22 protein-coding genes are annotated in these 20,359 nt (G+C 70.7%); 10 read left to right on the top strand and 12 right to left on the bottom strand.

The window, feature by feature from the left end; translation table 11 throughout:
- Positions 1–94: transposase (locus ACGFYV_RS36730; protein WP_351927173.1), on the top strand; the 94-nt coding region annotated here is incomplete at its 5' end.
- Positions 95–500: 406 nt separating this feature from the next.
- On the opposite strand, the gene ACGFYV_RS36725 is transcribed toward ACGFYV_RS36730, so the two are convergent.
- Positions 501–1,001, bottom strand: a complete 501-nt coding sequence (locus tag ACGFYV_RS36725; protein WP_393882894.1) for a YfbM family protein — start codon at positions 999–1,001, stop codon at positions 501–503.
- A 123-nt stretch (positions 1,002–1,124) separates the two neighbouring features.
- Here ACGFYV_RS36725 and ACGFYV_RS36720 point away from each other — a divergent pair, with 123 nt between their 5' ends.
- Entirely contained in the window at positions 1,125–1,538 is a 414-nt protein-coding gene (locus ACGFYV_RS36720) for a hypothetical protein (RefSeq protein ID WP_393882893.1), read from the top strand.
- A 119-nt stretch (positions 1,539–1,657) separates the two neighbouring features.
- On the opposite strand, the gene ACGFYV_RS36715 is transcribed toward ACGFYV_RS36720, so the two are convergent.
- The 9 genes from ACGFYV_RS36715 to ACGFYV_RS36675 all read right to left on the bottom strand — a co-directional run bounded on the left by ACGFYV_RS36715 (position 1,658) and on the right by ACGFYV_RS36675 (position 11,582).
- The gene (locus tag ACGFYV_RS36715) at positions 1,658–2,422 is read right to left on the bottom strand and encodes a hypothetical protein (protein WP_393882892.1); all 765 of its coding nucleotides are present in this window, start codon (positions 2,420–2,422) and stop codon (positions 1,658–1,660) included.
- Positions 2,423–2,637: 215 nt separating this feature from the next.
- Complete coding sequence (locus ACGFYV_RS36710; protein ID WP_393882891.1) at positions 2,638–3,684, bottom strand: peptidase; 1,047 nt, start codon at positions 3,682–3,684, stop codon at positions 2,638–2,640.
- Positions 3,677–4,192, bottom strand: coding sequence for a hypothetical protein (locus ACGFYV_RS36705; protein ID WP_393882890.1), 516 nt, complete (start codon positions 4,190–4,192; stop codon positions 3,677–3,679). Before ACGFYV_RS36705 ends, ACGFYV_RS36710 begins: the two co-directional genes overlap by 8 nt.
- A gap of 312 nt (positions 4,193–4,504) precedes the next feature.
- On the bottom strand, positions 4,505–5,068 hold the full coding sequence (locus tag ACGFYV_RS36700) for an SRPBCC family protein (RefSeq protein WP_393882889.1): 564 nt from the start codon (positions 5,066–5,068) through the stop codon (positions 4,505–4,507).
- Between the two features lie 178 nt (positions 5,069–5,246).
- Complete coding sequence (locus tag ACGFYV_RS36695) at positions 5,247–6,449, bottom strand: MFS transporter (protein WP_393882888.1); 1,203 nt, start codon at positions 6,447–6,449, stop codon at positions 5,247–5,249.
- A gap of 162 nt (positions 6,450–6,611) precedes the next feature.
- Positions 6,612–8,075: an acyltransferase family protein gene (locus tag ACGFYV_RS36690; RefSeq protein ID WP_393882887.1), complete on the bottom strand. Its 1,464-nt coding sequence runs from the start codon at positions 8,073–8,075 to the stop codon at positions 6,612–6,614.
- Positions 8,076–8,129: 54 nt separating this feature from the next.
- The gene (locus ACGFYV_RS36685) at positions 8,130–9,773 is read right to left on the bottom strand and encodes an FAD-binding oxidoreductase (RefSeq protein WP_393882886.1); all 1,644 of its coding nucleotides are present in this window, start codon (positions 9,771–9,773) and stop codon (positions 8,130–8,132) included.
- 178 nt (positions 9,774–9,951) lie between these two features.
- Positions 9,952–10,278: a hypothetical protein gene (locus ACGFYV_RS36680; RefSeq protein WP_393882885.1), complete on the bottom strand. Its 327-nt coding sequence runs from the start codon at positions 10,276–10,278 to the stop codon at positions 9,952–9,954.
- 113 nt (positions 10,279–10,391) lie between these two features.
- Positions 10,392–11,582, bottom strand: a complete 1,191-nt coding sequence (locus ACGFYV_RS36675) for a VOC family protein (protein WP_393882884.1) — start codon at positions 11,580–11,582, stop codon at positions 10,392–10,394.
- Between the two features lie 442 nt (positions 11,583–12,024).
- On the opposite strand from ACGFYV_RS36675, the gene ACGFYV_RS36670 reads away from it, so the two are divergent.
- The 6 genes from ACGFYV_RS36670 to ACGFYV_RS36645 all read left to right on the top strand — a co-directional run bounded on the left by ACGFYV_RS36670 (position 12,025) and on the right by ACGFYV_RS36645 (position 17,097).
- Positions 12,025–12,468, top strand: a complete 444-nt coding sequence (locus tag ACGFYV_RS36670; RefSeq protein WP_393882883.1) for a MarR family winged helix-turn-helix transcriptional regulator — start codon at positions 12,025–12,027, stop codon at positions 12,466–12,468.
- Positions 12,469–12,901: 433 nt separating this feature from the next.
- Positions 12,902–14,161, top strand: a complete 1,260-nt coding sequence (locus tag ACGFYV_RS36665; protein ID WP_393882882.1) for a sedoheptulose 7-phosphate cyclase — start codon at positions 12,902–12,904, stop codon at positions 14,159–14,161.
- Positions 14,162–14,328: 167 nt separating this feature from the next.
- Complete coding sequence (locus ACGFYV_RS36660) at positions 14,329–15,036, top strand: cupin domain-containing protein (protein WP_393882881.1); 708 nt, start codon at positions 14,329–14,331, stop codon at positions 15,034–15,036.
- Entirely contained in the window at positions 15,033–15,428 is a 396-nt protein-coding gene (locus ACGFYV_RS36655; protein ID WP_393882880.1) for a cupin domain-containing protein, read from the top strand. Before ACGFYV_RS36660 ends, ACGFYV_RS36655 begins: the two co-directional genes overlap by 4 nt.
- 132 nt (positions 15,429–15,560) lie before the next feature.
- Positions 15,561–16,481, top strand: coding sequence for an NADP-dependent oxidoreductase (locus tag ACGFYV_RS36650; RefSeq protein ID WP_393882879.1), 921 nt, complete (start codon positions 15,561–15,563; stop codon positions 16,479–16,481).
- Positions 16,429–17,097, top strand: a complete 669-nt coding sequence (locus tag ACGFYV_RS36645) for a MarR family winged helix-turn-helix transcriptional regulator (RefSeq protein WP_393882895.1) — start codon at positions 16,429–16,431, stop codon at positions 17,095–17,097. Before ACGFYV_RS36650 ends, ACGFYV_RS36645 begins: the two co-directional genes overlap by 53 nt.
- 81 nt (positions 17,098–17,178) lie before the next feature.
- On the opposite strand, the gene ACGFYV_RS36640 is transcribed toward ACGFYV_RS36645, so the two are convergent.
- On the bottom strand, positions 17,179–17,790 hold the full coding sequence (locus ACGFYV_RS36640) for a TetR/AcrR family transcriptional regulator (protein WP_393882878.1): 612 nt from the start codon (positions 17,788–17,790) through the stop codon (positions 17,179–17,181).
- Between the two features lie 74 nt (positions 17,791–17,864).
- Here ACGFYV_RS36640 and ACGFYV_RS36635 point away from each other — a divergent pair, with 74 nt between their 5' ends.
- Both ACGFYV_RS36635 and ACGFYV_RS36630 read left to right on the top strand, forming a co-directional pair.
- Entirely contained in the window at positions 17,865–18,632 is a 768-nt protein-coding gene (locus ACGFYV_RS36635; RefSeq protein ID WP_393882877.1) for an SDR family oxidoreductase, read from the top strand.
- Between the two features lie 95 nt (positions 18,633–18,727).
- A complete protein-coding gene (locus ACGFYV_RS36630; protein ID WP_393882876.1) occupies positions 18,728–19,117 on the top strand; it encodes a hypothetical protein in 390 nt (129 codons plus the stop codon).
- Between the two features lie 73 nt (positions 19,118–19,190).
- Here ACGFYV_RS36630 and ACGFYV_RS36625 read toward each other — a convergent pair whose 3' ends face one another.
- The gene (locus ACGFYV_RS36625) at positions 19,191–20,135 is read right to left on the bottom strand and encodes a LysR family transcriptional regulator (RefSeq protein ID WP_393882875.1); all 945 of its coding nucleotides are present in this window, start codon (positions 20,133–20,135) and stop codon (positions 19,191–19,193) included.
- Positions 20,136–20,359 lie beyond the last annotated feature (224 nt).

Raw genomic sequence — 20,359 nt, 5'->3', positions numbered from 1 at the left:
CCTGTGGTCGCCCTCGTACTTCTCCGCGTCGTGCGGCGGAGCACCGTTGGCGATCGTCCGCCAGTACATCGAGCAGCAAAAACGTCCGCTCTGAAGCGTACGTCAGAGCAGTCTTGAGATGCATTCATCCCCGGCGTGAACGCCGGGGCTTTCTGCAAGAGTCCCGGTAACCTCCTGCAGCGTCACGGAGGACGTTGAGCGCTGATGGCGGCGGCCTCGCGTCTCTGATCGATAATCGCGACGGGCGTGCCGCACTCGCGCCAGATGCGGCGGGGAGTCACGGGGAACACCGGGGAACGAAGTCCGTGGTCATCCGGCGCCGACATCGCTCCGCTGCAGGTCAGCACGGCGATCGGCCCTAGATCTCACCTCAGCTTCCCACGCTGGTCATTCAGCGTGCGGCGTAGACGTGGCCGCAGTCGTCACCGCTCCACCGCTGGTCGGCGGTGCAATCCGCCCGTGGGTAACCCGAGCTGAGGTCTCACCACTGTCGTGGCCCGTCAGTCCAGCCACACGAGCATCGCGTCGTCCGCCCTGGCAGCGGCCTCGAAGAACTGGGTGAGGCCGTCGTACCAGGGACGCCCCCACTCCAGCGAGTCGGCGTCACTCCATCCGAGCGGATACACCTCGGCGCTGGTCAGTTCAGCAAGATCTACGCCACTGACGAGCTGGGCATAGCTGGTGGCCCGCAGAGCGTCCGCCGCGAGCCGGACCCGCTCATGGCGCAGGTACCTCGGAGGCCCGTACCCCCAGTCCTCATCCTCGGCGAACGGCTCCTCACCGTGGACCACGTTCACCGGGAACTCGACGCGCGCCAACAGGAACCGGAGCATGTCCCAGGTCTTGTAGGTGCTGAAGTGACGCGCCTCTGCCGGCGCAGGCTCCGTCTCCTCCTCGGCGTCCTGGACCTCTTCGACGAAGTCCCACGCCCAGTCAGGGTCTTGGATCACTCGGTCAAGCTCAGCTGCTGTCACACGCAGGTACTCACCGATCATGCTCATGGCCGGAGACTAGGCGAGGCCGCTGACAACCACCGTTGGAAAGCGTGCACCAGTGCTGACGTCGGCGTACGGGCCGCTCGGTGCTCTGCCCCACTGTCGGACCGGCGCTGTACGGTCCGCTCCATGGCTGAGAGACCTACGACGAACTGGCGCAACCGCGTAGCCGAAGAAGCCGAGGCGCTTGCCGCCGGCACGCTGGACCCTGAGTGTGCGTGCATGGCGGGGCTGTTCCCCGAAGAACTGCTCACGTCGACCGATGCTGTCCTCGACACCTTCGAGAGCGAGCTTCCCGGGGTGGGCGAGGCGGACGACGCACAGATCTTCGGCGTCGTGGAGCGCGTCGTCCTGGCCCTGAACACCGTGAACGAAGCCCACAACGCGTGCGCGTACGAAACCGACGAGCGCGAGCAACTGTGCCAGTTCATCGATCAATCGCTCACCGAGCACGGCGTTGCGATCGACGTCCTGCGCGGGCCCCAGGCCATCGTGGGCGGGCTTCGAGCTGCTTGGACGCGCCGGAAGCTCACGGGGCCGTGATCACTCGCGCCGAAGCGGCTCCCGCTCGAAGTCGCCCCGGTGGCTGAGGAGTTGCCGGTCAGGCAGTGTGGCTCATGGGCTTGCGCGCCTTCGGCTACGGCCGCGCAGGATGGGTGTCGTCAGTGGGCGTGGCGATCGCAGTGGCCAGGGCGCCCGTCGTAGCCGGCACCGTCGTACCCGCCACCGTCGTAGCCGGCACCGTCGTACCCGCCACCGTCGTAGCCGGCGCCGTCGTAGCCGTTGGACTCGATCTTGGTGGTGTCGGTTGCGGTGTGGGTGGTGGGGTCGGCGCCGCCGGTGACGGTGGCGGTGTTGGTGACCCGTGCGGGGGTGTCGCAGGAGACGTCGACCTTGAGGGTGACGGGCGGGTAGCGGTGACCGGCGGGCAGGACGTCGCTGCGGGTGCAGGTGAGGGTGGCCGGAGTGCAGTTCCAGCCGGTGCCGGTGATGCTGTCGGCCCGGAGACCCGCGGGGAGGGTGTCGTGGACGGTGACCGTGGTGCCGTTGGTCGGGCCGGCCGAGGCGGTGTTGCCCACGGTGATGGTGTAAACGCCGTCCCCGCCCCGGGTGAAGGTGCCCGCGTGGGTCTTGGCGATGGTCAGGGAGGGGTGGCTGACCGGGACGACCGTGAAGGTGAGGCCGGTACTGCCGGTGCTGTCGGGGTCAGTGGCGGCGGCGCTACTGGGTTTGGTGAGGCCGGTGGTGGTGAGGGTGTCGCTCGCCGGCACCGCCCCGTCGTCGGCCTGGGTGACGTAGGCGCGCTGAGCCGTGGCGGTCCAGGCAGTGGCCAGGACGATCGCCAGGACGATGGCCAGGACGGCCGGCCTGGCCATCGTGACCGTCCCCGTCCCGCGGGCCCGCACCTTCAGCCACCGCCGGAACATGCCGCCCGGACCTCCCGTGCCGCGGCCTGCTCCAGCCCGCCCTCTCCCATGCCTGAACACCGACATCTCCGCTTCCAAACCGTCGACAACAAGCCGTAGACACTCATGGCGAGAAGGGAGTCACTGTAAGCAGCCGTGCGGGGGCTCAGGCGCCGACACGGCGGTGATCGCGGCGAGCATCAGTCGGCTGCGGGGGCGGGGCCCGGTGCGAGTGGTCACCGGCGGCGCCGGAGGAACCTGGAAGGCACGAGGCACAGAGCGGTGAGGGCGAGGGCCGAGAGCCCGGCGACCACAGGGGCGGAGAAGTGCTCTTGCCGGGAGGCCGACGCGGCGACCGCTCCGGCGCCACCGGGAGTCGTCGGGAAGGTGACGGTGGCGCGCGCGGTGTGCTCGACCAGGCCGCTCTTGAGCGTGAGGGCCGCGGTCCACGGGCCGTCCGGCAGCCGTGCGTCCAGCGGGACGACGGCCTCCGCGAGGTCGCCGGGAGCCAGTGTGGTGCCCGTGTCGGCCGAGAACGGTCCGGCGCGCAGCCGGCCCGGCCCGTCGGAGAGGGAGAGTGCCCCGCTGATGTCCAGGGCACGGCCCCCCGTGTTGCGGATCCGGGCGCGCACCTCCCCCCGCCCGTCGCGGGCTCGGGCCGGACAGAGCCGCTCGATCGTGAAGTCCGAGGGTGGCTCACCTCCGGGACCGACGTCGACGTACATGCGCACGCCCACCCGGCCCAGCATGGTCAAGGTGTGCGAGCGGTCCTTGGGGATTCCCGTCTGCGCCCAGACGACGCCGTATCGCTCCCCGGCGGCGGCGTCCCTGGGCACCCGGATGGTGGTGCGCACCCGCGCCGTTTCGGAGGCCGCCAGCTCAAGGCCCGTCGTATCGAGTGACGTCCAGCCGGTCAGCTCATCGGGGGTGCGCCCCGGCGCGAAGGTGAACCTGCCCTTCGCGATGGTGGCCGCCGCGGCGTAGACGTCGACGTGCATCGGTGCGGCCGACTCGTTGGTGACCTCCACCCGCCGCTCGATGGTCGAGCCGGGCGCGACGTGGTCGACGATGTAGGCCTGCGCCCGGGGATCGGCACGGCGGCTTTCCGGAGCGTCGAGCAGCTTGACACCGATGGTCCTGCCCTGAGCCGGGCCATGGGGGGAGGGCGCGGCGGGTGCCCCGTACCCCGCCGCCGGCATCACCCCGGCCGCCTGTACGAAGGCCAGCACCAGCAGCAGAACCCAGCACCGGCGCGCACCCTTCATCGCGTCGGAGTCAGGCAACGGACTGGGTCAGCGTTCCGTTGTAGGTCCCGCCGACGGCGCCGGCGGGCACGTGAACGGTGACGGTCGGGTTCCAGGTCGCGGTGTTGTCTCCGACGCCGTCGGTCCCGGAGACCACCGTCTGCGCGGGGTTGCTCAACGTCACGGACGTTCCGGTGGCGGTGATGGTGCCGGTCGTCGTGATCGACCCGGGAGCGTAGTCGGCGCTGGTGGCGGGGATCGTCGACGTACCGCTCGTGAAGTCCGTCTCCGCCGCGGTCACCGTCCAGCTGGCCGAGGCGAGGGCTCGGTCGTCGACGACGGACACGGCACCGATCGCCCCGCTGATCGCGGTGCCGGGCGCTCCGGAGCCGAGGTTGGAGCTGACCGGTACCGACATCGTCAGGGCACCGGACGTGACCGTGTACGTGACGGTGGTGGAGGGGTCGTCCGCCGCGACGGCGAGGCCCGGCCGGACCAGGACGAGAGCAGCGGCCACGGCCGCGAAAGACAGGCTTCGTGCGCGCACGGTAACTCCCCGAGTAGCCGCCCGCCAGCGGACATCCTGGCTGACAGCGGACATGCTGGCTGACGGACGCAGACAATCGGGCGCGGCCTGCTCGCACAAGCCGACGCGCACCGCACTGCGCCACACGTATGACGACGTTTCAGCCGGCGCGGGCGACCTGCGTCGTCGAACACCGAGCTGGGCGGCTGACGAGGCTGTGACGTGCCGTTGGCAGCGAGGTGGCCGTAGCCCCGCGCACGTGGGTACGCCTGCTTCTGCCTCGCAGCGCTCGTGGCCGCACGGCACGGGCGTGGAGGTGTCAGGCGGGCCCGGTCAGGCGGGCCTGGTCAGGCGGGCCGTCAGAACACGGGCCCGGACCCGCTGGACCGCTCCCGCCTGGGAAGCGGCGAAGCGCAGCAGGCCCGGGGGCGTCCGCAGGTGCAGAGTGTCGGTGACGACGCTGCCGGCCTCGTGGCGGTCGATGGTGAAGCGGTAGCTCATGCGGACGCGGCCGGGGCTGCGGACCTCGCCGGAGATCTCGGCGGAATGCGGGAGGCCGTCCGGGACGGCGACGAGCGTGACGTCGATGATGTTGTCGTGCCGCAGGACGCCCAGGAACCGGAAGCGTTCCACGGCCGTGTAGTTCACGGTCCCGCCGCTGCGGCGTACGTCGCGGACGGCGACGAGGAGCGGCGACAGGCCGATGTAGTGCAGCGGTTCGGCCAGGTGCGCGAAGACCTCCTCCGGCGGCACGGCGATCCGAAACGTGTGTTTCAGCTCGGTGGACGGCACCTCGGCCCCCTCCTCGGCATGGCCCTCGATACGGCCTTCGACATGCCCCTCGACGCGGCCCTCGATACGGCCTTCGACGCGGCCCTCGATACGGCGCGGTGGCACGGTGATCTTCCCATCGCCGGGAGGGAGTTGCCATACCTCGGCGGGAGGGTGGACTGCGGGGCGATGCGGTTGATGGGGCCCAGCCGCGGAGTGATGGGAGCCCGGCTCCGGAGCCGACGAGAAGCGGGTGGCCGGCGCGTGGGAATTGGGCAGGCTGCGGGCTGGGGGCGCGGTTTGCTCATGCCGCGGCGGGTATCCGGGGCTCGTCCCTCGCGGGCTTCGTGCGCAGCAGCCAGCTGGTGACCGCGCTCAGGAGCAGTCCTCCGGCGGCCAGCGCGGCGCCTCCCGCTGGAACCAGGAGCACGCTGTGCCCGCGGGCCAGGATGGCGCCGCCGAGCCAGCTGCCGAGCGCGATTCCGACGCAGAAGGCCGAATTGTTGACGGTGAGTGCCATCGCGGCCGAGGTGGGGCCCGCGGAGGCGACGATCTGGGAGTTGAGCGCCGGGATGGTGGCGAAGTACGCGGCGCCGAGAACGCAGAACAGGGCGGCTACCGCCCAGGAGTTGTCGACGAGCAGGACGAGCAGGAGCAGGGCGGCAGCGGCGGCGCCCAGGGTGGTGAGGACCGCCGTGGGCAGGTGGCGGTCGGCCGCTCGGGCGCCGAGCAGGTTGCCCGCGATACCGCCCAGGCCGTAGAGCCACAGAAGGACGGTGACGGTGGAGGACTCGAATCCGGCGGCGTGCGTCAGGTAGGGCGACGCGTACGTGTACAGGGCGAACACGCCGCCGGTCCCCAGCACGATGACCAGCGCGACGAGGATCATCGGGACCGGGAGTGTGAAGCCGCGGCGGCTGTCCATGGTCTGGGGGCGGACGCCGGGGTTGTCGTCCGGTGCGGGCTCGGGGACATTGTGGCGCACAAGCAGCAGCGTCGACAGCAGGCTGAGGACGGCCAGCGCCCAGAAGGTGGCGCGCCAGCCCCAGTTGTCCCCGACCAGCGTTCCGGCCGGCACGCCGACGACCGTGGCGAGGCCGATGCCGAGAGTGACCTTGGCTCCTGCCGCGGCCCGCTGGTGAGGCGGCGCCATGTCCCGCGCGGACGCGACGAAGACGGCGATGAGGGTGGAGTGGGCCAGAGCGCTCACGATCCGGCCCGCGACCAGCCACCCGAAGCCCGGGGCGAGCGCGGCGATGACGTTGCCGAGGATGAACACGCCCATCATGCCGGGCAGCAGGACGGCCCTGGGCAGCCGGGCGGTGAGGGCCGTCAGGCACGGGCCGGCGATCACCACGACCAGCGCGTACACGCTGATCAGCATGCCGACGGCGCTCAGGGAGACGCCGAGGTGGCCGGCGATGTTCGGAAGGATTCCGGCGATGACGCTTTCCGCGGTGCCGACACAGAAGGTGCAGAGCATCATCGCGAGGACGGGCAGGGGCATGGTGATGCTCCTCGGAGGTGAGTCGTGGAACACGCCGGCGCCGCGGCCCGAAATCCGCGGTGCGGCAACGGGCACGTGTGCCGGCGTCGGCACACGTGCCCGTTGCCCGTTGCCGTTGCCCGGAGGGTTTCTGGAGGGGCACTCGGCCAGGAGGTCAGGGGGTCAGGAGGCGTCGGCGGTGACGGCCTTCTCGCTCTTCTCGCCGTCCTCCCGGACATCCCGGATCGCGGTCTTCGGCTCGGCGGGCAGAGCGGAGGCGTTCTTCGGCTCGGCGGGCAGAGCGGAGACGTTCTTCGGCTCGGCGGGCAGAGCGGAGACGTTCTTCGGCTCGGCGGGCAGAGCGGAGGCGTTCTTCGGCTCGGCGGGCAGAGCGGAGGCGTTCTTCGGCTCGGCGGGCAGAACGGAGGCGTTCTTCGGCTCGGCGGGCAGAGCGGAGGCGTTCTTCGGCTCGGCGGGCAGGGCGGAGGCGTTCTTCGGCTGGCGGGCGCGGGCCCGGCGCGACCAGGCGCGCATCGCCGGCCGCTCGACTCCCACGTACAGCAGCCACGCCAGCAGCAGGCTCACCGCGGCGACGAGCGCGGCGACGCCGACCGCCTCCGCGACGGAGTCGGCCTCCCGGAAGCCAAGGCGTTCCTGCGTGAAGGACAGCAGGGTCTGATGCACCAGGTAGAAGGCGAAGGAGACTTCACCGAGCCACACCCACACACGGCCGCCGAGCACGGTCCCCACGCCCTGTGCGTCCCGCGCCGCGGTCGCCGCGATGAGAAGGGCGAACGGGATGACGACGACCGCGTTCAGGGAGAACAGGAACGGCACCTTCAGGCTCACCACGTAGGCGATGACGGTGAGGGCGAAGGCGGGCAGCACTCCCAGCTTGATCCACTTGCCGGAGAGCACGATCCGGGCCATCAGGATGCCGAGCGCGAAGTCGAGGACCCGGCTGGGCGGGAAGATGTAGACGAACCACATCTGGTTGATCGAGTGGCCGTACAGCGGGGAGTTGGCGTGGTTCGGCCCGAACGCGGCGCCTGCGGGAACAAGTTGGGCGATCAGGGGAAGGACCACGATCGCGGCGGCGACACCGGCGGCCCACCACCACAGCCGACGGGCTTCGATCCGGCTCACCCAGCGGTGCAGCACCGGGAACAGCAGGTAGAAGACCAGTTCGCAGGAGAGCGACCAACTGGGGTTGTTGATGCTGAAGAACACGTCGTCGCGCGGTATCCACGCCTGGAGCAGGAAGAAGTTGGGCACGGCCCGGTCCAGGGTCGCGTTCGCCGACGCGTACAGGACGAGGGCGAGTACGAAGGTGACGACGTGGTTGGGGTAGATCTTCGCGATGCGGCGGCCCCAGAAGGCGGGCGCGTTGTCCTTGTCCCTGGCCGACCAGGTCAGGACGAAGCCGCTGAGGATGAAGAAGAAGGTGACGCCGGCCCAGCCGCCGTTCTTCATCGCGGCGGCGAACGGACCGTGCTCGCCCCCGGGCGTCGAATAGGCGTCGAGCAGCGACAGGTGGAAGAGGAACACCAGGAGGGCGGCGAGGAACCGCATCCCGGTGAGGGACGAGAGCCGGGCAGCCGGCGCGGGCGTGGGCGTGGAACGGGCATGGGCATGGGCATGGGACACGAGGACCACCTGGATACGTGAGGAAACGGCGGGCGCGTGGTGCGGGGAACAGGTCTAGGCGGGACGGATCGACTGGGTGTGCCGGAAGAAGTCGGTGGGGTCCCAGGCGGCCTTGACCTTCTGGAGCCGCCGGTAGCCGTTCTTGTAGTAGAGGTCGTGCCAGGGGACGCCGGAGGTGTTCCAGCGGGGATCGCCGAGGTCCACGTCGGCGTAGTTGACGAAGCATCCGTCGTTGGTGTCGTTCGGCACCGGCACGCCGCCGGTCGAGGCGAACATGTCGCGGTAACACTCGCGGACCCAGGCGATGTTGGCCGCGTCGTCGGCCGCGTCGTTCCAGAGCGAGACGACCTGGTACTTCAGCACGGAGTCGCGCTGGGGCACGGCGGTGGCGTGGGCGGCGGCCTTGTTCACCGCGCCTCCGTAGGACGCGATCATCAGCAGGGCGCCGGGGTTGGCGAAGTCGTCACGCGTCAGATGGCGGTAGGCGGCCGCGATCTGCTCGTCCGTGTAATTGCGCCTGGCGTAGACCGACTTGCCCTTGAACCTGACGGTGGGGTCGGGACCGGTGAAGCCGGGCCACTGGGTCGCGTGCAGCCACGGCATCCGCCGGTACTGACGTACCTGCGGCTTCACCCCGACACCGGCCGACACCGCGTCGATGTAGCTCTGCAGCATGCGCTCGGCGCCCGGAGCGCCGGCGTCGACCAGTGAGTCGAGCACCACGGCGCCGGCCGACTTGTGGAAGGGCTTGAGCTGGCTGAACAGCGCGGTGTACGGGGAGTCGGGGGCGCTGTTGCGGGCGTGCCAGTCGCCGTGGTTCCACATCAGCCGGGTGAAGCGGCTCTGGTTCAGGTCCTGCCAGGGCCAGGCGACCTCGCTGAGCCACACCTCACGGGGCGGGGCCGGCAGCTGATCGGCCGGTTCGGTGCCGACGGCGCCGGGCGATCGCAGCCAGTAGCGGGTCACCACACCGAAGTTGCCGCCGCCACCGCCCGTGTGCGCCCACCACAGTTCCCGGTTGGGGTCGTCGGCCTCACGGGTGGCGGTGACCACCCTTGCCTTCCTGTCCGCTCCGACGACGACGATCTCGACGCCGTGCACATGGTCGACCGCGAGCCCGTCACGCCGGCTCATCGAACCGTAGCCGCCGCCCTGGATGTGTCCGCCGGCCGCGACGCTGGGGCAGTTGCCGGCCGGAAGGTAGACGCCCCAGCCCTTGTAGAGGCGCTCGTAGACACGGCCCAGGGGCACGCCGGGCTGCACGGCGAAGGCGCGGCGCCGGGCGTCGTACGAGACCTCGGACATCTGTGACAGGTCCAGGACGACGGCGATGTCCTCGTGGGTGGTGAAGTCCTCGTAGCAGTGGCCGCCGCTGCGTACGGCCAGTCGGCGTCCGGAGTCCACCGCGTCCTGGACGGCTCTGACGACCTCTTCGGTGGTGGTGACGAGGCGGATCTGTTCCGGGCTGCCGACCCAGCGCTGGTTGGTGCCGCGGCGCAGGTCGGCGTAGCGGCGGTCCGCCGGGCTCACCTGGACCGGTTGTCCGGCAGCCGCGGCGGGTGCCTGCCGGGAATCGGCCGCGGGTCCCTGCCGGGGCTCGGCCGCTCCCGCGGTGCCCTGTCCGGCCGCGCCGACCGCGAGGGCGCCGCCCGCGGCGGCCGTACCGGAGAGGAATATGCGGCGTTTCAGGGTCTTCATGAGTGAGTCCTTGTCATCGTGTGTGATCGCGGATGACCGCTTGTGATTGCGGGTGACCGCGTGTGATTGCGCGTGATCGCGATGGGGCGTGCCCGAAGCGCCGGGTTCGGGGGAGCCGAACGCGCGAGGAGGCGGCGATGGAGCGGGGGGAAAGAGCCGTGAGCGACTGAGGGTCGGATCAGCCGGCGACGGCGTCGGGGCGCACGCCGAACCAGGCGCCGGTGCCGGCGACGCGCCGTGCCTCGACGGCATCGTGTGCGGTCGGGCCGGTGACGGGACCGCGTTCGGCGAACTCCCGCGGGGCAGCGGGTGAGAAGGCCGGGGCCCCGCCGTCCGCCGGGCGTGCCCAGCGGACGGTTGCGAGATCGCGCCCCGGGGCGAGCGAGTACGCGGCGGACACCGGATGTGCCCCGGCGCGTCCGCGCATCGCCTCGGCCTCCCGCATGCCGACCGGATCGAGGCATACGTTCACCGCGGCCTCCGGCGCGGTCAGCATCGTGTCCATGGCCCGTCGGTCATGGCGGCGACGATCTCCACCGGGCCGGTCGGCAACTGTGCGAGCGTGCTCAAGATCGTCCCCCGTGGTGTGGTGTACGTGCCGAAGGCCGTCCGCTGCGGTCAGGGACGGTCGTGCCAGCGCAGACGTCCGGGTGTGGCGCGGCGCGCCGCCGTCTCCGCCTCGTAGGGCAGTGATCCGTCCGGCATGTGGATCAGCTCCATCTGGATGCCGATGGGAGTGCTGAAGTACAGCCAGCGATCTCCGGCGATCGGTCCGGCCGTGATCGTTTCCGGTTCGCCCATCAGCGTCACGCCGGGCTTGCGGCGCAGGTAGGCGGCGGCAGCGTCCACGTCGTCGACGTAGAAGGCGAGGTGGTGGCCCCCGACGTCGCTGTTGAGCGGCGGCAGCCGGTGGAGGGCGTTCGTCCCGCACTGCGACAGTTCGCAGTTGGCCGTGGGGCCGGTGCGCAGCACCACCCGCCGGGTCCGCTCGGCTCCGGGCGGCCAGGAGCCGACGTCGTCCGCGGAGGTCTCGACGGACGCCTCGTCGGACGTCTGGACGGACATCGCGTCGGACGTCTCGACGACTTCCGCGCCCAGGACATCGGTGAAGAACGCCGTCGCCGCGTCCAGATCGGCCACGGTGTATCCGACGGAGTCGACGCCCAGCAAGCCCAGCGGCCCCCGCCCCTCGGTGGCGTCCGAAGTATCCGAAGTATCCGGAGCATCCGGAGAGTTCGAAGCATCCGGAGTGTTCGACAGCGGCTCGGGTACGAATCGGCCGGTCGTACGCGCACCCTCGCGGACCTCGCGGCGCGCGGGTCCGCACAGGGCGAGCATCATGCCCCAGGGACTCAGGAACCAGCGGCGTTCCTCTTCCGGGCGTCCGCCGCGGTCGCCGGGGCCGAGGCGGACCACGTCGCTCGCCCGCAGTCGCGCCTCGGCGGTCTCCAGGTCCGCCACCCGCAGGGTCAGGTGGTGGCCCCCCACGTCGTTCGGGCCGGGCAGCGAGGTGACCTGACCGGGTGCCGTGTACTCGAAGAGTTCCAGATTGCTGTAGGGGCCGAGCCTGATCACGGCGACATGGGCCCGGGCCCGGGGATGGACACCCAGTTTGCGTGTCATCCAGTCACCGGACGGGTCCTCGACCGGCCCCTCCCGGTAACAGAGTTCACCGCCGAACACCTCGGTGAAGAATCCGATCGCCTCGTTCAGGTCGGGCACGGTGAACGCGTAGTGGTCCACCGCCCGCGCGGTCGGCAGGCCGGCGAGCACCGGCACGGAAGATGACGTCGTCGCAGTACTGAGCATGCTGTCCCCCTTCAGAAGCGCCCCGGGCGCCTGTGGCCCCGCGCGGGCACGACGAATGCCCTCGGCGGACGCCCTGCCCACAGGTGGGCGGGGCGTCCGGCCGTTGGCGACAGTAGAGCACTGTCGTTGCGCACGCAAGGAAAAGGGTGGCGGACCCGATACGCCATCACGTCCATCAATAGCTACTGACCTGCACGTTCAAGCCCCACACCTGATGCCCCGAGGTCATTTCAGCCGTCAAGGACCATCAAGATCATTGTGCGAGCATGGAAACAATCAGGTTTACCGTGGGTTTCCCCGAGAAGTCGCAACTCGTATCCTGTCCGCGAGGTTCAGCCGGCCCGGTCCCCACGGGAAGGCCCCGACCTACCCCCTCCCCCACACCCCTCCCCTCCCGGAGCAGGCGACGAGGCCCTTCGGGCACATGCAGAAGGCAGCAGTCATGCGATCGCGCAAGGAAGACAGCATCGAACTGTGGAGCCAGTTGTCCGTACTGGTCGCGGAAGTCGGGACCCTGCTGGACAGAAGGCTGTCCGAGGACTTCGGGCTGGGACTCACGGACTTCCTCTCCCTTCAGGCCCTGAACACCGGCGACCCGGCCGGCATCCGCATGAACGAACTGGCCCAGCAACTCGGGCTCAACCAGTCGTCGGCCACGCGGGCCGTGGCGCGCCTGGAGAAGCGCGAGCTGGCGGAACGCGTCGCCCATGAGACGGACCGCCGCGGCGTGGTCGTACGCATCACCGACGCCGGTCGCGCGATCGTCGCGGACATAGGCAGGCTCTTCCGCGAGGAGGTGGGCATGGCCCTCGAAGTGGCGGCCCTGGACACCAGGACCAGTTCGGTGGTGGCCCGGTTGCGCTACGCCCCGAAGCTCGACCACTGACCCGTCCCCCCTCAAAGCCTCTGCCGCCCCCCGTCGCCGTCACCGCCCCCACCGCCGTCCCCACGACCGCGACCGTGACCGTGACCGTGACCGGCAGAGGCTTTCGCATGTCGTGACGCCCCCCGTAGCGCAACCCGCAAGACGCATGACTCTTGCGGAAGCATGCTTCCTGACACAGGCAACATTGCCGAAACAGCTGGTCCTTAAAGCGAGTTGAACGCCACCAGATCCTGGTTGTGCTTGCGTACGCATCGAAATCTGTGGCAGGGTCGTCCGTGACGGGGGACCGCGCCGCTGACAGTGGCCAGGTCCAGCAGCCGAAGGCTTCGGACTTCGCCATGCGGACATTCACATGCGGACATTCATTCGTGCTGCCCCGATTCGGATCCACGACGGACAAGAACCGAGACTCTTCGTCGAAGGACAGACGCTGATGCAGCAAGACACTCAGAGCACCCGCGGCAACGACGGCCTCTTCGCGGTGGGCAGCCCGGTGACGCACTGGTCGGTACAGACCAGCAATCCGGTCCAGTACGAGATCCGGGCCAGCGAGAACCTCCTGGATCCACAGAACCCCACGATTCTGGAAGACGCCGTGGGCAGGACCGGTCTGCGCCGCTTCGTCGTCACCGACTCCGTGGTCGACTCCCTCTACGGCGAGCGCATACGTGCGTACTTCGCCCACCACGGAGTCGAGCACCGGATCCTGGTCCTGGACGACGGCGAGACGCACAAGTCGGTGGACGCGGTGCTGCGTGTCACCGAAGCCATGGACGACTTCGGCATCGACCGCAGGCGGGAGCCGGTGATCGCCATGGGCGGCGGGGTCCTCATGGACATCGTCGGCTTCGCGGCCAGCCTCTACCGCCGCTCCACTCCGTTCATCCGGATTCCCACGACGCTGATCGGCCTCGTCGACGCGGGTGTCGGCGCGAAGACCGGCGTCAACCACAACGGGCACAAGAACCGGCTCGGCACGTACTTCCCGGCCGACCGCACCCTGCTGGACCGGACGTTCCTCACCACCCTCGGCGACCGGCACATCAGCAACGGCCTCGCCGAGGTCCTCAAGATCGCCCTGATCAAGGACGCCCGGCTCTTCGACCTGCTGGAGCAGCACGGCACCGATCTGCTGCGCGACAAGCTGCAGAGCCCGGAGTCCAGCATCGGGCTCACCCCGGCGGACGCCCCGGTCGACCAGAGGCTCGCGGCCCGCGGACTGCACCTCGACCCCGCGACCGAAGTGGTCGAGCGCGCCATCCACGGAATGCTGGAGGAACTCCAGCCCAACCTGTGGGAGAAGGTGCTGGAACGGGTCGTCGACTACGGCCACACCTTCAGCCCGACCATCGAGATGCACGCGCTGCCCGCCCTGCTGCACGGCGAGGCCGTGGCGGTGGACATGGCGCTGACCACGGTCATGGCCGAGCGGCGCGGCCTGGTCAGCGCCTACCAGCGCGAGCGCATCCTCGGCGCGATGGACCGGCTCGGACTGCCGGCCTGGCACCCGCTGTGCACGTCGGAGGTGCTGGTGCCCGCGCTGCGTGACACCGTCCGTCACCGCGACGGACAGCAGCGGCTGCCGCTGCCCGTCGGGATCGGCAGCGCGGTCTTCGTGAACGACGTCACCGAGGACGAACTCGCCGCGGCTGCGGAGCAGCTCGCCAAGCTGTCGGTGGGGGTGGCCCGTTGAGCCCGACCGAGGTGGCCCGCCCACAGCCGCCCCGCACTCACGGAACTCCCGCCGCTCCCGATGCCCTTGGCACTCCCGGCAATCCCAGCGCCCTCGGCGCTCCCGGCACTCCCGGCACTCCCGCGGACCCTGCGTGGGCCCCGCCCGCCTTCTCGTCGGTCGGGACGGTGGCGGACGCGGCGACGGTCTACGGCGTGCACGGTGCGGCCGGGCGCACCCGCTGGAAGTGCTTCGCCGGCCGGCGCCAGCTCGCGTCCCCCACGGAGGCGGTCGAATGGGCGTCCATCCCGCCCGGCGGGCTCAGCGGTGAGCACCGGCACACCCGGACCGAGGAGATCTATCTCGTCCTGCGCGGCCACGGGGAGTTCCTGTTCAACGGCCGGCCCCACCCGGTCGCCCCGGGCTCACTCGCCCTGACGGCCGTGGGCAATGTGCACGGGCTGCGCAACTCCAGCGACACCGACCTCGACTGGTGGGTGATCGAGACCCTCGCGCCGGGTACAGGCGCCGTTCTGTCCGGAGATCAGCACACACCGGAGGTTCCCGCCATGGGCGAGATCGCCATCCACGACCTGTTCGAGGAGCGCACGGTATCGACCGCGGGTGTCTTCGACGGCCCGCTGAGGAGCGTCGACGTCACCGACCTCGACGCCGGCGGACAGTGCGTACTGGGCCGCCAGGACGCCGAGTTGGCGGTGTTCGTGCACAGCGGCCAGGGCCGGGCCACGGCGGCGGACGGCACGTCGGCGGAGCTGGCGGCGGACACCTGCGTCACCCTCGGCGCCGGTACGGCGACCACGATCGAGGCGCACAGCGCGCTGCGGCTGCTGATCGTGACGCTGGCCGTGCCCCAGCACATGCCGGAGGCGCAGTGATCATCTCGACGCTGGACGCGACGGTCCGGGCGGCGACGGGCACCACGGCCGGCGCCGCCACGGCCGAGTGGCAGTGCCTGGTCCGCAGGGGCATGCTGCACAGCGAGTGCGAAGCGGTCGAACACTGGGCTCTGCCCCCGCGCGCCACTCTCGAGTTGACCCCCGGCCACGGTGTGGAGGAGGCACTGCTGGTCCTCGGCGGGGAACTCGTCGTCTCCACGGCCGCCGGCGACCGGCCGGTACGAGCCGGCCAGATCGCCCTGGTGCCGCACGGGACCGCGGGACGGATCCGGGCGGGTGACCAGCCGGTGCGCCTCGTCACCGTCCGCACCCTGGCCGGCGCCGTGTCGGATCGGCTGCCGCCCCGCATCCCCGAACTGCTCACGCCCTGAGCGCAGCCTCGTAGCCCACACCTACAGGCAGCCTCGTAGCTCACCGGCAGGCAGCCTCGTAGCCCACACCTACAGGCAGCCTCGTAGCTCACCGGCAGGCAGCCTCGTAACCCACCTACAGAAGGGAGCATCATGCGTGCTGTCGTCCTCTCCGCGTACGGCGGTCCGGAACTGCTCACCGTGTCCCATCTTCCGGAGCCCGCCGCACCGGACGCGTCCGCGATCCTGATCCGCGTCACGGCGGCCGCGGTCAACCCCGTCGACCTCCAGACGCGGGCCGGACTGCACGCGGGACACAGCGCCGGTCAGCCGCCCATGGTGCTCGGCTGGGATGTGGCGGGGACCGTCGCGGCCGTGGGCGACGACGTCACCGCTTTCCGTCCGGGCGACGACGTCGTCGCGATGTCGGCGCAGATGGCGACGGGACGGGGGACGTACGCCGAGACCATGGTCCTGCCCGCGGACATCGCCGCACCGGCCCCCGCCTCCGTCCCGCTCACCACGGCCGCGGGACTGCCGCTCGCCGGACTCACCGCGCACCAGGCACTCGACGCCCTCGGCCTGCCGGAAGGTGCCACGCTGCTGGTCACCGGCGCCGTCGGCTCGGTCGGCGGGCTCGCGGTGCAGCTGGCCCGGCTGCGGGGATGGCGGGTCGTGGCGCAGGTCCGCCACGGGGCCGACGCCGAGGAGGCGCTGGCGCTGGGCGCGACGGAGGTGAGGGTGGGGGCGACCGAGCCACCCCTGTCCGGCGGACCCGGCGTCGACGGGCTGCTGGAGACCGCGGGTCTGCCGCAGGCGATCGGTGCCGTACGGGGCGGCGGGCGTGTCGTCTCCATCGTGCCCACCAGGCGTCCGGTCGCGGAACGCGGCATCACGGTGACGGTGAACCACGTCGAGCAGGACGGCGCGGGTCTCGCCAGGCTCACCGAACTCGTCGACAGCGGCGCCCTTCGGCTGCGGTCCACCAAGGAGTACGGCTTCGACGACGCGGCCGAGGCCCATCGGTCGCTGGCCGAGGGCGGGGTGCGGGGCAAGCTCCTGCTCGTGCCGTGACCCGCCCTCCCAGCCGCCCCGAACCCTCACACAGCGCCGGCGCTGTGCCGGAACGGGGCGCCGGCCCGGTGCCGGAACGGACAAGAAAGCAGCCGTCGGCCGCGCCGTACGGCGGCGAGAGTCCCGACACCGTCGCCGTCACCGTCGCCGACCCCGGCTCCCGGCTCCCGGCTCCCGGCTCTGGGAGAGGGTCCTCCCCCTGGTCACCACCATCGGGTACCGCCTGGACCGCACGCTCCAGCGCCGTCATGACGTCAGCCTGGCCTCGCTCATGACGCTCGGCGCGGTGGCCGGTGGGCATCCGGAGCCTGTGACGGTCGGGGCCATGGCCCGGCGGCTGGGCGTGACGGCGTCCTCGGCGAGCCGGGTGCTCGCACAGCTGGAGCGCGCGGGCTGGGTGAGCCGCAGTTCCTGGTCCGGCGACCGGCGGGTCAGCCGGGTACGGATGACCGAGGCGGGCCACGCCTTCTGGGCAGAGGCCAGTCACACGCTCGACCGCGAACTGGACGCGGCCTTCAACGTGCTGGCCTTCGACGAGCGGTACGCCCACATCGTGGCCCGGCTGTGCCGGGGCACCGAAGCCGTTCCGCGCCAGGAGGGGCCGGCCTCTTCGTGAGAACCCGCGGGGCGGCGCCGTGCGTCAGCGCTCGCCCGGGGGCCGGACGGCCCGTGCGGAAGGGGGGGTGAGCAGAGCTGCTCACCCCCCCTTCCGCACGGGCCACACCGACATGGCGAGTTCGGCCACCCGCTCCAGTTCCGCCGCTTTCGCCCCGTCCCGCGCCTGCTGGGACATGCCCTGGACCACGGCCGCGAAGTAGACGGCCAGGGTGCGTGGTTCGGCGTCCTCGGGCAGCGCCCCGGCCTTCTTGGCGGCGGCCAGTCGCTTCTCGAACTCGCCGACGTTCGCCACTCTGCGTTCCCTCAGGTCCCGCTCGACATCGGCCGTCTGCGCCGAGTAGTTGATCGCCGCCGTGATGACCAGACAGCCCGCCGGGTGGTCGGGATCGGTGTACGACGTCGCCGCCTCGCGCAGCATTCTGGCGAACCCCGCGCGGGGGTCGCTCTCCTCCTCCAGCGCCTTGCCCATGAAGGCGCCGAAGGTTCCGCCGTAGCGGTCGACGACCTCGGTGAAGAGCGTGCGCTTGTCACCGAAGGCCGCGTACAGGCTGGGCGGGGAGATCCCCATGCTCCGGGTGAGATCGGCGATGGACGTGCCCTCGTAGCCGTGCTCCCAGAACAGCCGCGTGGCCTGCACGAGCGCCGTCTCGCGGTCGAAACTTCGCGGTCGTCCCCGCCTCGTCATCGTCATACGTGAATTTTACAGCGATCGCTACGGATCCTGTGTAGACTTTTTCCATAGCCATCGCTACAGATTGGATTCTCATGGGTTCGCTCACGGGTAGGACCGCTCTGGTGACGGGCGGCAGTCGCGGCATCGGGCGCGCGACCGCCGAACGGCTCGGCAGGGAAGGCTCCCTCGTGGCCGTGCACTACGGACACGACGCCGCCGCGGCCGAAGAGGTGGTGGGCGCGATCCGCGCGGCGGGCGGCGCGGCGTTCGCCGTACGGGCCGCGTTGGGCACGGGTGGAGACGTGGAGGCCCTGTGGGCCGAGTTCGACCGTCAGGTCCTTGAGCACGGCGACAGCGCCGGTCTCGACATCCTGGTGAACAACGCCGGCATCACGCCCCGCGGCCACATCGAGGAGACCACGCCCGAGGCCTTCGACGAGGTGTTCGCCGTCAACGTGCGGGCCCCGTTCTTCCTGGTGCAGCAGGGGCTCAAGCGGCTGCGGGACGGCGGCCGGATCATCAACATCTCGTCCGGGGCGACGCGTATCGCGCTGACCGACATCATCGCGTACGGCATGACCAAGGGCGCCATCGACACCTTCAGCCTCACGCTCGCCAAGGCCCTCGGAAGCCGCGGCATCACCGTCAACTCGGTCGCGCCCGGCATCATCGACACGGACATGAACGCCTCCTGGCTCCGGGGCAACGAAGCCGCCGAACAGTCCGCCGCGGAGCTTTCGGCACTCGGCCGCGTGGGCCGCCCCGGCGATGTGGCCGACGTCGTGGCCTTCCTGGCCTCGGACGACGCCCGTTGGGTGACGGGGCACGTCATCGACGCCACAGGGGGCTCGCAGCTCTAACCTGAACCACGGCTCGCGCCATGGGCCCGCACCACGCAAGGGTGTCAACGGGGACACCGCATCATCACGCACGACACTCTGCAGCTGGAGACCCCATGCATGTCGTCATCGCCTGGTGGGACGGAACTCGCTCCGCGGGAACCCCGTACGCGGACAACTCCGCGGGAACCCCGTACACGGACAACAAAGAATCCGCAGGCCGGCCGGAGGCCTCCGGCACCGCCCCCGTTTCCTCCTCCGTCGGTGAGTTCCCGGGCCTGAGGACGAGCCACTGGCTCATCGATCCGACCGCCGACCGGCAGGGCCTGGCCCTGCTGTGGGACAGCGCGGCCTGTGCCGCACGGTCCCTGCCGGCGCTCGCGGCGAAGACGTTCGGCTACGCGCCGTCAGATCGCTGGGCCTTCGAGCTGGACGAGGCGCTCCAGTCGAGGCCGGGCAGTTCCCTCGGGCTCCCGCGGGAGCTGAGCCTCCTGCTCCACGCCTGAGACTTCGTACCCCGCGCCCCCGGTTCACCCCCGCATCGGGGGCGCGGCCCCATGTCGTGCCGGTCGGGCGCCGTCAGCCGGCGGTGCCCTCGGTCGTCCACAGGCTCTCCACGGCCCGCGAAGGGCCGCCCGCCGCGCGTACCCGCTCCATGGCCTCCTGGACGAAGGCCCGTAGCCGGGCGGTCTCGTGGCCGGTGGGCCAGACGAAGGCGTAGTCGATGGCCGGGGCATCCGTGAACGGCTTGAAGACCAGGCCGGGACGGCTGTAGTAGTGCGCGCCGGCGGCTGCCACCGGTGTCACGCCCTTGCCCGCGAGGACCAGCGAGAGCGCGTCCTCCCAGTGCGTCATGGCCTGCCCGTGCGGGATGGGCCGCCCCGACGGCGTCTGCCGCGGGAAGTGGTGGTCAAGCCACCGCGTCGGCACGCTCCCGGCGACCGTCAGCAGCGTCGCCTCCGCCAGGTCCTCCACGCTCACCGACGCACGCCTCGCGAACGGGTGCGCGGACGACATCAGCAGGACCCTCGGCTGTGACACCAGCACCGGACCCAGCGTCAGATCCGGTTCGTCCAGCGGCGGTTCGGTGACCTGGAGCTCGACGTCCCCCGCGCGCAGCGGACCGTAGGGGTCCGAGATCTGCACCTGCCGTATCCGCACGTCCACATCCGGGTAACGACGCCCGAACTCCCCGGCGATGCTGTGCAGCAGATGGCCCGTGAACGCGCCGGAGAAACCGATCCGGAGCGAGCCGGTGATCCCCCGCCCGGCCGCCATGGCCCTGGCGACGGCCTCCTCGACCCCTCGCCACGCGGGCGCGAGATCGTCCCCGAGCTGTTCCCCGATGGGCGTGAGGGTGACCTGACGGCTGGTGCGGTCGAACAACCTGACACCGATACGGCGCTCCAGCCGGGCGACGGTCTGGCTGACCCTGCTCTGCGAGACGCCCACGCGCTCGGCGGTCCGCCCGAAGTGCAGTTCTTCCGCGAGGGTCAGGAAAATCTCGATCTCCTGGCGTTCCATGACCGGTTCTCCCGCGCCCCTCACTTCCGCGACCTCGAACGATGAGCCCAGCGAATCGATCGTTGCACAGATCGTCCTTGTTGCGCAGGTCCGCCGATTCGACGCTGGACACGCCGGCGAGATCACCAGGAAGGAATCTCAATGACTGTGTCAAGCCGTCTGCGTGACCGGCGGGGCGGAGGTGAACAGCCTCTTGTCACGCAGCATTGCCCAGAGCACGTCGA

This window comes from Streptomyces sp. NPDC048297, from assembly GCF_043201585.1.
In the GTDB taxonomy this organism is placed as follows: Bacteria; Actinomycetota; Actinomycetes; order Streptomycetales; family Streptomycetaceae; genus Streptomyces.
The sequence above is the reverse complement of the archived record's forward strand: the minus strand, read 5'-3'. Positions and strand labels throughout refer to the sequence as shown.

Excerpts from the sequence above, each read along its gene's own strand:
- ACGFYV_RS36725 (WP_393882894.1), bottom strand. The coding sequence starts at position 1,001 with ATGAGCATGATCGGTGAGTACCTGCGTGTGACAGCAGCTGAGCTTGAC.
- ACGFYV_RS36695 (WP_393882888.1), bottom strand. The coding sequence starts at position 6,449 with ATGCCCCTGCCCGTCCTCGCGATGATGCTCTGCACCTTCTGTGTCGGC.
- ACGFYV_RS36720 (WP_393882893.1), top strand. The coding sequence starts at position 1,125 with ATGGCTGAGAGACCTACGACGAACTGGCGCAACCGCGTAGCCGAAGAA.
- ACGFYV_RS36665 (WP_393882882.1), top strand. The coding sequence starts at position 12,902 with ATGCAGCAAGACACTCAGAGCACCCGCGGCAACGACGGCCTCTTCGCG.
- ACGFYV_RS36640 (WP_393882878.1), bottom strand. The coding sequence starts at position 17,790 with ATGACGATGACGAGGCGGGGACGACCGCGAAGTTTCGACCGCGAGACG.
- ACGFYV_RS36675 (WP_393882884.1), bottom strand. The coding sequence starts at position 11,582 with ATGCTCAGTACTGCGACGACGTCATCTTCCGTGCCGGTGCTCGCCGGC.
- ACGFYV_RS36680 (WP_393882885.1), bottom strand. The coding sequence starts at position 10,278 with ATGGACACGATGCTGACCGCGCCGGAGGCCGCGGTGAACGTATGCCTC.
- ACGFYV_RS36635 (WP_393882877.1), top strand. The coding sequence starts at position 17,865 with ATGGGTTCGCTCACGGGTAGGACCGCTCTGGTGACGGGCGGCAGTCGC.
- ACGFYV_RS36650 (WP_393882879.1), top strand. The coding sequence starts at position 15,561 with ATGCGTGCTGTCGTCCTCTCCGCGTACGGCGGTCCGGAACTGCTCACC.
- ACGFYV_RS36670 (WP_393882883.1), top strand. The coding sequence starts at position 12,025 with ATGCGATCGCGCAAGGAAGACAGCATCGAACTGTGGAGCCAGTTGTCC.
- ACGFYV_RS36630 (WP_393882876.1), top strand. The coding sequence starts at position 18,728 with ATGCATGTCGTCATCGCCTGGTGGGACGGAACTCGCTCCGCGGGAACC.
- ACGFYV_RS36715 (WP_393882892.1), bottom strand. The coding sequence starts at position 2,422 with ATGTTCCGGCGGTGGCTGAAGGTGCGGGCCCGCGGGACGGGGACGGTC.
- ACGFYV_RS36685 (WP_393882886.1), bottom strand. The coding sequence starts at position 9,773 with ATGAAGACCCTGAAACGCCGCATATTCCTCTCCGGTACGGCCGCCGCG.
- ACGFYV_RS36625 (WP_393882875.1), bottom strand. The coding sequence starts at position 20,135 with ATGGAACGCCAGGAGATCGAGATTTTCCTGACCCTCGCGGAAGAACTG.